At 44.5% G+C, this 15963-nt stretch carries 10 protein-coding genes; 6 read left to right on the top strand and 4 right to left on the bottom strand.

Annotated features, from left to right (window positions below):
* The first annotated feature begins 233 nt into the window (after nucleotides 1-233).
* From LQZ07_RS15300 to LQZ07_RS15285, 4 genes are all read left to right on the top strand, one after another.
* On the top strand, nucleotides 234-1706 hold the full coding sequence (locus LQZ07_RS15300) for a TyrR/PhhR family helix-turn-helix DNA-binding protein (RefSeq protein WP_152781039.1): 1473 nt from the start codon (nucleotides 234-236) through the stop codon (nucleotides 1704-1706).
* A 260-nt stretch (nucleotides 1707-1966) separates the two neighbouring features.
* Complete coding sequence (gene leuB / locus LQZ07_RS15295) at nucleotides 1967-3073, top strand: 3-isopropylmalate dehydrogenase (RefSeq protein ID WP_016402607.1); 1107 nt, start codon at nucleotides 1967-1969, stop codon at nucleotides 3071-3073.
* Between the two features lie 115 nt (nucleotides 3074-3188).
* Complete coding sequence (locus LQZ07_RS15290) at nucleotides 3189-4367, top strand: cystathionine beta-lyase (protein WP_152781037.1); 1179 nt, start codon at nucleotides 3189-3191, stop codon at nucleotides 4365-4367.
* 147 nt (nucleotides 4368-4514) lie between these two features.
* Nucleotides 4515-5594: a DM13 domain-containing protein gene (locus LQZ07_RS15285; RefSeq protein ID WP_194164088.1), complete on the top strand. Its 1080-nt coding sequence runs from the start codon at nucleotides 4515-4517 to the stop codon at nucleotides 5592-5594.
* Between the two features lie 309 nt (nucleotides 5595-5903).
* On the opposite strand, the gene LQZ07_RS15280 is transcribed toward LQZ07_RS15285, so the two are convergent.
* From LQZ07_RS15280 to pdsR, 4 genes are all read right to left on the bottom strand, one after another.
* A complete protein-coding gene (locus tag LQZ07_RS15280; RefSeq protein WP_227981207.1) occupies nucleotides 5904-8681 on the bottom strand; it encodes an EAL domain-containing protein in 2778 nt (925 codons plus the stop codon).
* Between the two features lie 353 nt (nucleotides 8682-9034).
* Entirely contained in the window at nucleotides 9035-9787 is a 753-nt protein-coding gene (locus tag LQZ07_RS15275; RefSeq protein ID WP_152781034.1) for an ABC transporter substrate-binding protein, read from the bottom strand.
* Nucleotides 9788-9886: 99 nt separating this feature from the next.
* Nucleotides 9887-12049 (bottom strand): proteobacterial dedicated sortase system histidine kinase, encoded by a 2163-nt coding sequence (gene pdsS / locus LQZ07_RS15270; RefSeq protein ID WP_152781033.1) that lies wholly within the window; start codon nucleotides 12047-12049, stop codon nucleotides 9887-9889.
* Nucleotides 12049-12741 carry a proteobacterial dedicated sortase system response regulator gene (gene pdsR / locus LQZ07_RS15265; protein ID WP_016402601.1) on the bottom strand — a complete coding sequence of 231 codons (693 nt, stop codon included), beginning with the start codon at nucleotides 12739-12741 and terminating at the stop codon, nucleotides 12049-12051. The genes pdsS and pdsR overlap by 1 nt, the downstream gene beginning before the upstream one ends.
* A 220-nt stretch (nucleotides 12742-12961) precedes the next feature.
* On the opposite strand from pdsR, the gene pdsO reads away from it, so the two are divergent.
* Nucleotides 12962-13702, top strand: coding sequence for a sortase-associated OmpA-like protein PdsO (gene pdsO / locus LQZ07_RS15260; protein WP_152781031.1), 741 nt, complete (start codon nucleotides 12962-12964; stop codon nucleotides 13700-13702).
* A gap of 26 nt (nucleotides 13703-13728) precedes the next feature.
* Nucleotides 13729-15912, top strand: coding sequence for a marine proteobacterial sortase target protein (locus LQZ07_RS15255; RefSeq protein ID WP_194164087.1), 2184 nt, complete (start codon nucleotides 13729-13731; stop codon nucleotides 15910-15912).
* Nucleotides 15913-15963: the final 51 nt, after the last annotated feature.

Genomic DNA, 15963 nt, shown 5'->3' with positions numbered 1-15963 from the left:
TCAAATTAACTCAAGTGAATGTTAAATGACGCTTGGGTTAAGCTTACTTTTTTGGTTAGACTAAAGAAGTATATACACAATTGGACAGTCTAACTCACTGGTCCGATAGGGAAATAGGAGTGCTTTTTGCGTTTAGTATGGATAGTTGGAGAAGGAGGTATGTGGTGTTGCTGTGAGTTTTTACAGGCCCTACAGCTGCTGTCTGCATCACTAAAAGAGCAAGCGGCAACAACATGCGCATAGAGTTAAACTGTCAACAAAACACCGAAGTTTTTAGCGCGGTTCTCGGCGTTTTAGTTAAACATGGTTTAGCGCTACAAGCCATGCAGAGTGTCGACACCGGGCACTTGTTTCTTCACCTTACCGAATTAGAGCTTCCTCTAACACAGCAATTGCTTAGTGAATTTCGTTGCCTCAATGGTGTTTCTGATGCACGTATTGTGTCGGCCTTGCCTTCTGAAGTTGAACACAAAGAAGTTCAAATTCTATTAGACAACGTACCTTACCCAGTGGTGCTGATTGATAAATCTGGAGAAATTCGCCAGTTTAATCAGGCTTTTGAGCAATCCTGCGGTGATACACCTCATCCTCTTACCAACAGCGATATAAGCAAATTTTTGCGTGGATTTAGTGTCCAACGTTGGTTTGGTAGTGGCTCGGGTAAGCGAGAGCTAGTAGAAATTCAGCTGAGCGGCCGAGTCTACATGGCTGATATTATTCCGCTGTCAGAAACAGCACTGTTTTCGCATCTACCCGGCGCGATCATGCTGTTTAAGTCTGCCCATTGGCTAGAGGCTAGCTTCGATTTATCGCAAATTGAACTTGGGATTAGTGAAGGGCGTTTAGTTGCAACTAGCGATGAGACCAGCAATGCTCTTAATAGCTTAAAACGTTTAGTTGAACACCCAATGCCAACACTGTTATTTGGAGAAGCAGGAGTTGGTAAGCGATTTTTAGCGCGATTGTTAAACGAGCTTTCGATGGGCAGTGATGAGCGCTTTCACGCGGTGAGCTGTCATAACCAAGAATATAGTTTGTCTGAGCAACTAGCAGAAATTGCTGCTGAACAACCTAACACGGTGTTGTTAAGCAATATTGAAAAACTAAAGAGCAGCGAAGTTGAAGATGCGGTTAGTTCTTTAAGCGCGCCTCAGCTTGGGATTAAACACCTGCTGTTTTCTAGCCGCTATACGCCTGAGCAATTGGCCGCGCTATGGGGAGGCGACTGTTATTACTCGCTAATTAAAAATAGCATTAATGTTCCGCCACTTCGCCAGCGAAAAGAAGACATTGTGCCATTAGCGCAATCTTGGTTAGATTTTCAGTACGCTAAACACCAAGAAGTTCCGCCACCTCTAAGCCGAGAAGTAAAGCGCTACTTAAGTTCTTTAAGTTGGCCGGGTAATATTCCTCAGCTTTATCAAGTGCTGCAAGACTCTTTAGATATTGGCAGCATGAAAAAGTGGCAAGTGAGTGACATTAAATATCATCATGAAAAAGTGGTAGACAATGTCAGTATCGAGAGCTTGTTGCAGCAAGACTATCACTCTGCCATGGGTGAGTTCGAACACCTGCTGTTAAGTTATCATTATCCTCAGCACCCTAGCTCGCGACTATTAGCGAAAAAGTTAGGCCTGTCTCATACTGCCATCGCTAACAAACTACGCGAACACAATATTCGTAATAAAACCGACTTAGATAATTAAGCATACTTTAGTATGTTAGCGTTAGTCACCGAAGCTAAGGCTTTCGGTGACTACCTAGCTATATCTGCAAACTGGTAATTTCGTCTTCAGCTTACTGCTTTGTTTCGAGTGTTAAGCAAACCCGTTGCAAAATTAAAGCTTTTAGTAAAAACCGCCCCGAAATAGCCCTTGAAAACGCGATCGGTGGTTTACCCGTGCGCTGGTTTTGCTATGATGCGGCAAGCAAAAAAATAAACTAATGCAACGGAGACGCAAACACAATGAACACTTATAAGATCGCCTTATTGGCCGGCGACGGCATCGGCCCAGAAGTAATGAAACAAGCGGTCAAAGTATTAAAAGCAGTTGAAGCGCGTAACCCTGAAGTAGCATTTGAGTTAAATGAAGCACTATTTGGTGCAGTAGCCTACTTCGAAACGGGTAAATCTTTCCCTGCTGAAACCATCGCTATTTGTGATGAAGCAGACGCAATCTTAAAAGGCACCATTGGCCTTAACCACGAAGATTCTAAAAAAATTCCAGTAGACGAGCAGCCAGAACGCGGCGCGCTACTGCCTTTACGTCGTCGTTACAATACCTATGCTAACTTTCGTCCAGTGTACTTACCTCAAGAATTAGCTCACTTCTCGCCACTTAAGCCTGAAGTTATCGGTGAAGGTATTGACCTTATGATTATCCGCGAGCTAGTGGGTGGTTTGTACTTTGGTGAGAAAGAAGTAGGTAAAGACGATAACGGTAAGCGTTATGTTCGTGAAGTACTTGAGTACGACGAAGATCAAATTCGCGATATTCTAAAAGTAGGTTTTGAAACTGCTCAGCGTCGTAAAAAAGTGCTGCATAACATTCACAAAAGTAACGTACTTAAATCAAGCGTGTTGTGGAATGAGATCCTAGAAGAAGTAGCAGTAGACTACCCAGATGTAGAAGTTAAGCACATTTTGGTTGATGCGGCGGCTACTTACTTATGTTTAAACCCAGGCCAATTTGACGTGATGGTTATGGAAAACATGTTTGGTGATATTTTAAGTGACCAGGGCGGTGGTATTTTAGGTTCATTAGGTCTTATGCCTTCAGCGTGTGTTGGTCCAGAGAAGTCTTACTACGAACCTTCTCATGGCAGTGCTCCAGATATCGCGGGCAAAAACATTGCTAACCCATACTCAATGATTGGCTCTGTAGCATTAATGCTAGAAATGAGCTTTGGTATGGAGCAAGAAGCGAAGAACCTATGGCACGCAATGAAGTCGGTGTTTGCTAATGGTTACGGTACGCCAGACCTAGCCAAAGGTGAAGATGCAAAACTTATCGATACCGACGCCTTTGGCGACATGGTAGTAGATGAGCTAAACAAAGCACCTCGTGTCTAATTCGTAGAATGCCAAAAACCAGCCTACGGGCTGGTTTTTTGTTATAGCGCTTCAATCAGTCAGTGCGCAATGCATGGTTAAGTGTATTGTAAAAACCAAGCTGGATTTAACTACCATGAAAAAATCAACCAAAATAGTCAGTGCTGGTCGCGATAAAAAGTGGACTCAAGGCTTAGTAAACCCTCCGGTATCTCGTGGTTCTACCGTTGTATTTAACAGCGTTAAAGAGATGAAACAAGCCACCGCTAAACGTCATGATAAAACCTTGTTTTATGGACGTAGAGGCACCCAAACCCACTTTGCCTTTCAAGAGGCCATGGTGGAAATAGAAGGCGGTGCAGGCTGTGCTTTGTATCCTTGTGGTACGGCTGCAATTAGTGGTGCGCTGTTGTCTTTCTTGAAGCATGGTGACCATCTGCTCATGGTGGATACTGCCTACGAACCAACTCGCGACCTTTGCGACAAATTGCTTAGCCGCTATGGCATAGAAACCACCTATTATGATCCAATGATAGGCGGTGCTATCAGCGAGTTAATTCAAGCCAATACCAAAGTGATTTTCTTGGAGTCTCCAGGCTCTTTAACCATGGAAGTGCAAGACTCTCCAGCGATTGTAGCTGCAGCGCGAGCGGCTAACCAAGATATCGTGGTGATGTTAGATAATACTTGGGCATCGCCGGTTAACTTTAGTCCTTTTGATTTCGACATCGATATTTCTATTCAAGCGGCCACTAAGTACATTGTGGGGCATTCAGACGTAATGTTAGGCACCGCGGTGGCTAATCAACGTTGTTGGGATCAACTGCGCGAAAACTCTTATTTACTGGGTCAGTGCACTTCGCCAGACGATATCTATTTAGCAATGCGCGGAATGCGTACTTTGGGTGTGCGTTTGGCACAGCATCAAAAAAATGCCTTAGAAGTGGCTAATTGGTTAGCACAGCGTGATGATGTTGACCATGTTCGCCATCCCGCTTTGGCAAGCTGCCCTGGTAATGAGTTTTTTGAACGTGACTTTCAAGGTTCTTGTGGTTTGTTCTCCTTTGTCATGAAAGGCGGCAATCAAGCGGCATTAACCGCGCTATTAGATGGAATGGAGCATTTTAAGATGGGCTATTCTTGGGGCGGTTACGAAAGCTTGATCATGGGAGTAAATGGGGTAGAGAAGCTACGCACTGCTACTCAATGGAAGGCCGAAGGTACCTTGATTCGTGTTCATATTGGCCTTGAAGATACCAGCGATTTAATCGCCGATTTAGACGCTGGCCTTGCGCGATTTAACGCTGCCTTGTAGTGATTTGCTTTATCGCAGTTTATAAGTCGCCTTAAGGGCGACTTTTTTGTGGCTAATTATCACAATTTGATAACATTTGCCCAATCGGCTTGTTGCTTGAAATTTGCTTTGTTAGCGTTAGTACATAATTAAAGCAAAGGAATGCCCATGCTACTTCAAGCAACTTTAAAATGGTCCACCACGCTGTTATTAGCGTGTTTACTTGCTGCCTGTGGGGGTGGAGGAGGAAGTGATGGTGGAACGCCTTCACAGCCCTTAACCGGCGCGCAGCTATTTAGCCAAGCGGATCCTGCCGGTAATCAATTTTCTTGTAGCACTTGTCATGCTACCAGTGAAAATGCGCAAGGCTTAGATGCGCAGAAACTTCATCGGCCGGCGCATTCTTTGTTAAACGCAACCCGCCGAAATGCCTTTTATAATGGTACGTTTAGTGAAGTGATTGATGCGGTAAACAATTGTCGAGTCGATTGGATGGATGCAAGCCCTTATGTTAGCGACAGCAATGATTGGTTGGCATTAGAAGAATACTTAGCAGGCTTGAGCGATAGTAGTGATGCAACAGAGATTGCCTTTAATCAGGTTGCTGCCGTTAGTGACTTTAGTACAGCGGATATAAGCGCTGGGCATGCTCTATTTAATCAAACGTGTGCTACTTGCCACGGTCAAGATGCCGGAGGGACTGGGCTAGCAAGAACGCTTGTGGGCAGCGGCTTAAGTGCCCAACAAGTGGCTAATAAGGTACGTAATTCGGGGCCAAGTAATAGCAACTATTTCACCAACCTGTCTGGTGGCAATATGCCGTTTTGGAGTGAACAGCGACTCAGCGACCAAGAACTAGTAGACATTGCTAGTTATGTTGAGAGCATTAATGGGCCGCAAAGCTTTAGTTGTAATGCTAGCGACCACCCTAAAGTTGGCCAAGTTGCCATGTTAAGCACACTTTCTCACAACGTAAGTGGGCGGGTAGAGATCATCGATAATTGTACAATTGAAGTCACCGAGTTCAATTACGATGGTGGTGGTCCAGACGTACTATTTTATGGTGCTCCAAGCAGCGATTACAACCAAGGTGGTTTTGCTATCGGCGATATTATTAATGGCCCGATGTATAACAACGATACCTTAAGGCTAAGCTTAGCCAACGCCCAACAGTTAGATCAGCTAGCCGGCATTAGTGTATGGTGTCGAGATTTCAGCGTAAGTTTTGGCGACGGTTTATTTAATTAAACACTAGGGGCTGTTTATCTTTCGCGGTTAAATTTTGTTCGCGAAAAAATCGTTTTAGGCACGGCAAGGCGTGTGTAGCCTAGCGTTCTAGGTAAATTCGCCTTAACAAAGCATAAAACGATTTTAGCCGAACCCTTCGGACAGCATTTGTGGTTTATTTCTACTGTGTTATCAGCTTCTCATGTAGGCCCACTACACATCAAAGCTTCTGCCTTGCATAAAGAAGCCACAAATTGCTGCAAAAATCATCTTGAAAGATAAACAGCCCCTAGTTAAAGGCGAGCATTGCTCGCCTTCTAAATCTGCCAGTTACTCACAAGGCTGAGGTTTCCCAATGCCATAACCTTGCACAAAATCTACGCCTATTTCTTCTAGCACTGCGTGAATTTCCGCATCTTCTACAAACTCAGCTACGGTTTTCATATTCATTAAATGTGCAATGGCGTTAATCGACTCAACAATGGCGCGGTCGGTAGGTTGTTTGACAATGTTGACCACCAAACTGCCGTCAATTTTTAGGTAATCGACCGGTAGGTTTTTTAAATAACCAAATGACGAAGCACCACTGCCAAAATCGTCTAAAGCAAAGCGAACCCCAATTGCTTTCATTTCTCGAATAAACTCAAGTGCCCTTGAGAGCTGTGATATTGCTGCGGTTTCGGTTATCTCAAAGCAGATGTTTCTAGGGTTAACTTGCGAGCTTAGTAAGAGCTCTTTAACCCGATTTACAAATTCGTCATTACTTAAGCTAAGACCCGATAGGTTTATTGATACCACGGTATCACCTTCGGGAAAGTACTGCTGATAGCGCTCGAATACCGTTTTTAAAACCCACTGGTCAATAATGGTTATCACGCTGTGTTTTTCTGCAGCAGGGATAAACAAATTAGGAGGAATGGTTTTACCTTGTTCATCGCGGTAGCGGATTAAAATCTCATAATGTTTGTGGCTGTTTTGTTGGCCTATTGGCGCAATAACTTGCTTGGCTAAGTAGAATTGGTTTTGCTCTATCGCTTGGGCAACATTGGCGATGTAGCCCATTTGTTGTTCTTCATTAAACAGCTCATCATCGTTTAGATTGGCAACATAAACCCGCCCACGCCCGGCTTCTTTGGCTTTGTAGCAAGATAGGTCGGCTTTACTAAGTAACTCGGTGTCGTTTAATGCGCCAGTAATCGGCACCATGCCAATGCTCACACCTACGTTAAATAGCCGTTGATTCCAGTGAAAGCGGTAGCTATCAACTTGTGCAATAACTGTTTCGCACAATTGTTGGGCATCGCTAAGGCTTTTATTTGGCAATATTAGACCAAACTCATCACCGCCTAAGCGGCCAACAATATCTTGGTGAGTGGTACAGCGTTTAATTACAGTGGCAACTTCTGCCAACATTGCATCACCGATAAGATGACCTGCAGTATCGTTAACCAACTTAAATCGGTCTAAATCTAGAAAGCATAAAAAGCCACTAACAGCTTGCTGCTGAGATTGCTGCACATAAGTTTTAAGCTTTTCATTAAAACTAGAACGATTGATTAAACCTGTTAATTCATCATAAGCGGCTTGATAAGCGAGCTTTTTACTCAACAGGTGTTCTTCAGTAATTTCTTTGCTAATGCCACGATAACCAATGTATAAGCCGTGTTTATCAAATACTGGCTTACCATTAAGCAGGAATATTTTTATGTCTTTACTGGTGAGCTTTAGCTTAAAAGTTAAGTTGTTGATGGGCTGCTGGTAGGCGAGGGCTGCTTCATATTCAAGCCACGGAAAGCTTATGTTGGGATCGTGTTTGCACAGCTCTGCCAAAGTTTTACCAATAAGTTGATTGGGCTCTTGTCCATACAGAGCTTGGGTTTCGCCAGATATATAACTAAGGCGTTGCTCGGTATCTGTTTCCCAGAATACATTCGCACCAGCATTGGCTAAATCTCGGTAGCGGGTCTCATTCTCCGCCAGGATATGACGGGTGATACTGCCGCGACGAATAACCTCGGCGAGTAAGATGATGATTAAAATGCTCACAATAAATGCCGACACTACTAGGCGAACCATCAACTTGTATTTCTCGTAAAAGGTTTCTTCTTTGTTGATGATTAAAGCGTCTTCAGGCAGGGAATTGAGTTTAAAACTGTGTTCGTTTAGTTGCTCCCAGTTAAATACCCACTGGCTACGCGCTAAGGTGATGGGCTCAATGCTTTCTATTGGTTCGTTGCTTAGAATGCGTTTTACTAGCTCGGCTGCGCGCATCGCATGTTGTCGGCCATCAAGCTCATCTGCTCCCACCGCGCCATACTTGAGTGTGGTTATGGCAATGGTGTAAATCGGGTTATTAGTCCAAGTAACCAACTGCTCGGTGCCTTGGTTCCAACTTAGTAGCGCATTGTTTTGGTTTGCGTTGATGAGTTGCCCTAGTAACAGAACAGGCACATTACTGGAGAACTGGCTGAATACTTCGCTGATATCATCTAAAGATAACTCTTCAATGACATGAATATTACTTGGTGCACCAGGTTTACCAAACACCGTGCGCGCTTTGGCTAAGTTCGCTAAGCCTGTGGCACTTTTGTCAACAATTAGCACCAGCTCATCAACTCCGCTTTGGCTTTTGATGCTGGTGATGGTGCTGGCAATATCGCGGTTTTCAAATACTCCGGTCATATTTGGAGCATCGAGAACGTCTTCTGTTACTCGATTAATGCCTAAATAAACGATGGGGGTGCTAGTAAAAAATTCGTTTCGATGATGGCGGATTAAGTTGAAAGCAGGGTCATCGGAAATAACAATAACATCTAGTTCAGTGCTGGCATATTTGGTCTTGAGATACTTCAAAAAGCTTAGATTGAACTCACCTTGTGGATAGCGTTTAGCATCTAAGTATTCGTGGAATAATCGAGTATCTTGATCTTCTTTGAACGAGCTGTCTAAGCCCTTTTTTAGGTATCCTGTCCAAAAATGCTCTGCATGGTAAGAGTGGATAACTAATACATTATTGCTAGCCTGAGCGGCAAGACTTAAGGCTGCAAATAGTGCAAATAAAGGCAATATACTTTTTAGCAGATATTTTAGGATACTCGAGTATTGCAAATTGGCTCCCTGCCTTAGCATTGTATTAGCTATCCCTAGATACAGTATCAACATGAACGTCTATTAAGCCTAAGCCATTGTTTGATACTTGCTCACCGATTTAAATAATCGCACAATGTTGATGATATATCGTTATTTGCGTAAGTGCTTATTAATAAAGCGTGAACTTAATTACAGCTTTGCTTAGCGGCCTAAACAATAGGCCTACTAATCACAATGATTACTGTAATTACTGCCTTGAAATTTAGTGGTTTGTGAGCCAGTTACCTAGATTTAAATTGCGCTAATTTCCTTAAGCTGCACTGTGTCATCATGGCAAAGCTCTGCAAGATGTATTTGTAGTTATGAGGCTTTCAGGGCTTTAGCTTTTGTTGTAGATAGTTGGCGAATAGTTCTTGATAAGCATGGGTTTCTTTTACTTGTTTTAAAGCAAGCTTAAATTGCTCAATCACCGTATCGTCTACGGCTTGATTAAAGGCATAACAAAGCTGTTCTTGGTTAAGCAGCCATTTTACTTCGTAGTTGCTTAGCGAATAGCTATTTTGTTTGGCGGCGTGCCGAATGGTTTGCTCGGTTCCGGCAATAAAGTCAACACGATTGGCTACTAGCAGTTTTATTAGGTGGTGGTAGCTGTCGGTGAGCATTAAACTGGCATCGTCAACTTCATTGTTCAGCAGCAGTTGCTCGCCAACATCGGCTCGTAGAACGCCAATCTTTAACTCATTGAGTTGCTCAAGTGACTGAATATTTGGTGTGCTATCTGCTTTGCCTAGCAGCACAACACTAACGGTATCAATTGGGCAAACCCACTTAAAATATTGTTTACGTTTGGCGGTGAGAACCGTTGCAAACAATACTGTGTTTGGCTTCTGCTCTAATAAATAATAAGCGCGCTCCCAAGGCATCACTTTAATTGCTTGCTCGGGATGCCCCATCTGTTGCCACATCAGTTTTAATAGCTCAACCGCGAAGCCCTGAGCTTGCCCTTGCTGGTCAAGATAGTTAATAGGGTAGGCATCTTCTGTTAAATAGCTCAGTTTATCTAGCGTGGCATAGCTAGATAAACTAAAGCAATATAGACAGAAAAGGGTAAACAAGCGCTGCATAGTTCTACTCTACGAATAACAATTCGTTTAAGTATAGAAAGTGAGTTACTAAGCTTGCTAGATTTCTGCTAAATGTGCGCTAAGTAGAACTTAAAGTAATTACTCAATAGGCAATCGCACACAAAACTCCACGCCGCTGTTGTCGGTAAAATTGCGAGCACTAATGGTGCCACCATGAAATTCTGTTATTAACCTAGCAATATACAAGCCCAAACCTAAATGTGGTTTTTGTTGAGCTTGTTGGCTGCGAATCGATACCATTGATTCAAAAATCTGCTCCACCATGTTGTCGGGAAGGGTGGGCCCATGGTTGCTTATTAGTAATACGGCATCTTTGTTGTCTTGCTGAAAACTGACTTTAATGGCCTTATCGGGAAGACTAAATTCCATCGCATTGGCCACTAATTTATCCATTAACTGAGCGATGTATTCTGGTACACCGGTTATCAACATGGTATTTGGGCTAATATCGCAGTCGAAGGCCTGTTCAGGGTAAGTGTACTGGTAGCCTTGCATGCAACCAGAGACTACCTTGTTTAGTGGAAATTCACTGGTTTCTGCTTGAGATAGACTTTGCTCTAAACGGGTGGCTTCGCTCATGTTGTTGAGGATCATGTTTAGGCGATTTACCCCTTCTTGGGCCCGGTCTAAGTATTTTTGCGTATCCTGATCATGCGTTTTTAAACTTAAGTGCTCTAGCGAGGAACGCACTACTGCAACCGGTGTTCGTAGTTCGTGAGATAGACGCGAAGACATATTCTCTAAATAATGGGTATATTGCGCTAAACGGCCAACAATATTGGCGAAGCTACGAGAAAGGTCACCAATTTCGTCACGGTCTTTAGAGCCTTGCAGCGAGGCTTTAACCCTTCCTTGGCTATCAATGGCTTTTTCTGCTTGGTCTCGTAGTTTGCGAATGCGGCTAGAAATGCTGGAAGCAAACAAAAATAGCGATAATGTGCCCACGCCCATCACTAGCAAAATAATGTTAAACAAGCGCTCTAAAGCGCGATTACGCAAGGTACGAATGCCGTTGGTTGTTTCTTCCGCTATCACCACTCCCATCACTTGATCGTCTATCCAAATTGGGCTGGCAGCGGCCAATACCACGGCTCTCCCATCGGGGGTTAAACGCCAAGTAGAGCCTGGTTTTCCGCTTAATGCTTGCTTAATGTGGCTGCCATCTAATTGGGTTGAGTCTTGTAATGAGTCAACAAAATCCTGAGGCGGTTTGGTTAATACCTTGTAGTAAAGAGGGTGAAGGTATTCGCTGGTGAATTTGTTCCACCAGCTTTCTTTGTTTATTGGGCTTAAGCTACGAGCCCAAATGCTTTGGGTGCTGCGAATGTCGCCAGATTTAGCTAATACGCGGCCATGTTTATCAACTACCCAAATGCGTGAGCTGTTGTGGCTCATGCCTTTAATAATGCTTTCTATTTCCGGAGAAGGGACCAGTACTGTACCAAGCTTATCCACTGTATCAATGGCCGAGGTACCAACAATTGAAACCAATTCTCGCTTAGGCGTGCGGTTTACATCATAGATAGAAAAGCCTAACTTGCTGCCCACCATGCTAAGAGGGATCCGTAGCTCAATATTGTAGCCTTTATCCGTTTTTAGCCATTGCCCCTGAATTTTAACCTCTGGTGTTACGGGAGTTGTTTGGTTGGGGTCGAGCGGTAGCTCAAAAGCGTTGATCCAACCATCTTCGGTTGTGGCAACAATATAGCGGCGGAACTGACCGTCTGGAGCTAAAGTTGCAATCGCTAAATGGTCGTTATTATCTACTCGTAAGGTGTTTTTACCTCGGTAAACCACATCGCTATCGGTCACTTCAAAATAGGCGTAAAGGTAACGGCCAAATTTACCCACCATGTGAGTAAATTCGCTAGTTAAAGGGGTATTGGGATCTGCTTGATAAATAATATGTTCTTCGCCATAGCGCAGCATGCGATGCTGATACTCTTGCCAATCGTTGAGCTTGCCATCGAGCTGAATTGGGCCAGACAAAGGGTAAGCATATAAATCACGGCCCTTTTGCACTTGGCTTAAAAAGCTGGCTTGGCTGTTAAACAGTTTTGGCCGCTCATGCAGTGCAGTAGCAAGTGCTTGGGTGGTGCCTTCTAAAGTTTTTTCCTGACCTAAACGTAGGTATTTTTCCATCTCCCAGACATATTGATAGCCCAACCAAGGCAGGCACAACAAAAACAGTGACAAGATGGTGACTTTGGCGCGCAGGCCAATAGGTAATACAGGTAGCATTAGGCAAGGCTATCCCAGCGGTAACCCATGCCGTACACCGTGTCGATACACTCAAAATTTGGGTCTGCGGCTAAAAACTTTTTACGGATCCGTTTCACATGTGACGTAATAGTGCTGTCATCTACAAAGATTTTTGCTTCGGTCATTAGCTCTTGCCGGCTACGCACATGTCCTGGACGCTTGGCTAAAGCATGCACCATCCAAAATTCAGTCACAGTGAGCTCGATGGTTCGCTGATCCCAGGTTACTTGCATGCGATTGCCATCAATGGCTAAGGGCCCTCGTTCTAATAAGTTGTTCTCTTCTGGGGCTGCGCCGACTAACTCGGAGCGGCGAAATAACGCTGCTATGCGGGCAACTAAGTGGGGGAAGCTAATATCTTTGGTGAGGTAATCGTCGGCACCTAGACGTAAGCCACATACCGTATCAAAGTCGCTATCGCGAGCGGTCAAGAAAATAATCGGCAAGGTGCTAGACATAGCACGCAGTGATTGGCATAAGGAAAAGCCACCGTCTATTTCATCTTCTAAACCAATATCAATAATCGCCAAATCGGGCAAGCGGGTGTTAAAAGCGGCCAGTGCCGTAGGCCGGTTGGCATAGGCTTGCACACTGTAGCCTTGTTGTTGCAATACGTCTTTGTAGTTTTCGCGGATCGCCGCTTCATCTTCTACGATGGCAATTCGTTTCATATTGATACTTAAGTTCTAAGCTGCTGACTTGCATAGACTATACATTATTTTTAAGCGCCTTTGGGGGCTTCGGGGCAATTGCCATTTTGTTGCCACAATTGATAAGCGAACTGCCATTTTTACCGCCTTATAATGCCATTTCAGCGGTGTTTAATTGATTCATCGAAAGGGCAAGCACAAGCAAGCCTATTAAATTAAACACACTGAGAAGGACATACTCATGAAAAAGCACCTAATTGCATTAACCGTAATCAGCACCTTAAGCCTATCTACTCAAACAATGGCCAACAACCAGATTCAAGCAAGCGAGCGAAATGGCAAAACCGAAATGATTGGTTTTGGCTCTGGCGCGGCAGTTGGCGCTTTAGTAGGTGGCCCAATTGGGGCATTTATTGGCGGTTTTACTGGTGTTTGGATAGGCAAATCGGTCGCCGATGAAGAAGAGTTAGCCGCCCAACAACAACAACTGGGCGAGCAGCAACAAGAAATTGAAGTACTGGCAAAACGCAGTGAGCAGTTAGAGTCACTTACTCAGCAACATGCCCGCGTGAATGCTCAGCTCTCTCAGCTAAAAATGGCGCAACAGCAAAAACTTGAAGAGTTAGCAATTGGTTTGAATGTGCAGTTTAAAACTGGTTCGTCGGTGATTGAGCCTCACTTTAAACAACAGCTTGACGATGTGGTATACGCCATGAGTTTAGCGCCTGATTTAAAGCTCGACCTTACCGGTTATGCCGATCGTCAAGGTGATTCTAGTTATAACCAAGCCTTATCGGAGCAACGTTTAGCTGAAGTTCGCCGCTACTTAATTAATAACGGTATTGCTGAGTCGCGCCTGCATTCGAAAGCCTTTGGCGACACCGCTCCTTTAAAAGCCGAAGCTAACTTAGAAAACAACTTCTTTGACCGCCGAGTCACCTTAAAGCTGATGTCTGACCGAGGCATGTTGGCCGCACAGTAGTAATGGCAGCTAAAGGAGATAGCGTTATGAAAATAGATCTACTGAAAATCAGTACCCGCTTTTGCTATAGCGTCTCTTTTGGCGGCGCATTCATCATATTATGGGCGGCCTTCGTGTCGCCCAGCCAAGCTGCACTGCACACGGAGCGAGATGTTGTTGAACAATCTGAGCAAGCCAGCTTGGTGTATTTCGATAGCAACGGGCAGCGCCAGTACAGTTTGCCTTTATCTACAGAGGTAAACATGCAAGTCTCTGGCATGACCAATAGGGTTACTTTGAGCCAAACTTTTGTTAATGATAGTGAGCAGTGGGTAAACGGCACTTATATGTTTCCTTTACCCAATAATGCCGCGGTCGATCAGATGCAGCTGGTGGTAGGAGAGCGCGTTATTGAAGGGCAGATTCAAGAAAAGAAACAAGCCAAACGTACTTTCGACACAGCCAAAAAGCAGGGCAAGCGCGCTAGTTTGCTTGAGCAGCTGCGACCAAATATTTTTACCACTGCAGTAGCTAATTTAGGGCCAAACCAAAGCTTGGTGGTGAAGATATCGTATCAGCAGCAACTCAGCTATGAAGATGGCGAATTTAGCTTACGTTTTCCTATGGTGGTGAATCCACGTTACAGCCCGCAAATTTTCAAAGACCAAGTTAGAAGAACGCTGGCCGATGAAAGCGAAATGCCTTTGTCTTTAGCCAGTTTGCTGCAGGAGCCATATCAACAAGAAAATAACAGTAGTGAATTTAACCAGGCTTATCAGCTATTGCGCCATAGCGCTCGCCAATATGCGCAGGCTGGAAGCCAACCCTCACTCAAGGTAGATTTGCATATAGCCCTAAATAGTGGCTTTGAGCTCGAAACCATAGAGAGCCTTTATCACCCAATAGAAAAGAGCATTCGCAGTGACGGCACCATCGACATAAGCTTGCTCGATAGCAAAGCCAATCGTGACTTTGTTTTAAAGTGGCGACCCATAGTGGGCAGTCGACCAGAGGCAGCCTTGTATAGTCAAACCGGTTTAACTCACTCAAGCACTCAATTGCCTGCCAAAGACGATTACGCCTTGTTAATGCTGATGCCACCACAAGGCAAGCCTGCCGATATTATCGATATTCCCAGAGAATTGATTTTAGTGATTGATACCTCGGGCTCAATGTCGGGAGAATCAATGATTCAAGCGCGTGAGGCCTTGCATGAAGCCCTGTCTGGATTAGCAGCAGGGGATTACTTTAATATTATCGAGTTTAATTCAAACTATCGTCGTTTTAAGCACAATGCAGTTAGCGCCAATGCTAGCAATAAAGCCAAAGCGCGCCGCTTTATTAATGGCTTAAGTGCTAATGGCGGCACCGAGATGTTTTCTGCTTTAAATGTTGCGCTCAGTGACCCCAAACAGGCAGCCTCGAACGCCTTACGCCAAGTGATTTTTATTACTGATGGTGCAGTGAGTGATGAACAGTCATTGTTCGAGCTAATCGATAATCGCCTGGCAGATAATCGCTTATTCACCATAGGCATTGGCTCTGCGCCAAATTCTCATTTCATGCAGAGGGCTGCTGAGATAGGCAAGGGTACATTCACCTATATTGGCAAGCAGAGCGAGGTTAAACAGCAGGTCACCCGCTTATTTAAACAGATTGCACACCCCGTAGTGAGTGATGTTCAGCTCGCCTTTAGTGATGGCACCGTGCCAGAGTATTGGCCAAGCAGCATTCCCGATTTGTACCTAGGGCAACCTTTGATGCTTAGCCTTAAGTTACCCAGCGGCGCGCATCCGCAATTAGTGGTAAGTGGCAATATTGGCGGGCAATTTTGGCAACGTAGTCTTAATTTGCAAACCAAGCAGCCAGCAGCTGGCCTAGATTTACTGTGGGCGCGCCACTATATCGCAGCCTTAGAGCTTAGCAATCGCTACCTATATGAGGAGAGGGTAGAAAAACAAGTCCTTGCCCTGGCGCTTAAGTATCACCTAGTGAGCTCGCAAACCAGTTTGGTTGCCGTAGATGTAACGCCTGCTAGGCCAACAAACCTGCCTGTTTTAGATAAGCAGATAGATGGCGGAATGCCGCATGGTTGGCAGGCTCCTGCCGCTTTGCCTCAAACCTCAACCGCAAGCCGATTACACATTTTGTTCGGTTTAGTTCTGCTAATTGCTGCCATGTTAATGCTTAGAGAAAAGCCTTTAGCAGGGCTCGTTAAGTTCAAACCATAAACGCAGCTAGAGAGCCACCAGCTAACCAAGCTGGTGGCTACTCAAATCTCT

Origin of the sequence: Agarivorans sp. B2Z047 (genome assembly GCF_023373605.1) — a bacterium.
Taxonomy (GTDB): Bacteria; Pseudomonadota; Gammaproteobacteria; order Enterobacterales; family Celerinatantimonadaceae; genus Agarivorans; species Agarivorans albus.
The sequence above is the reverse complement of the archived record's forward strand: the minus strand, read 5'-3'. Positions and strand labels throughout refer to the sequence as shown.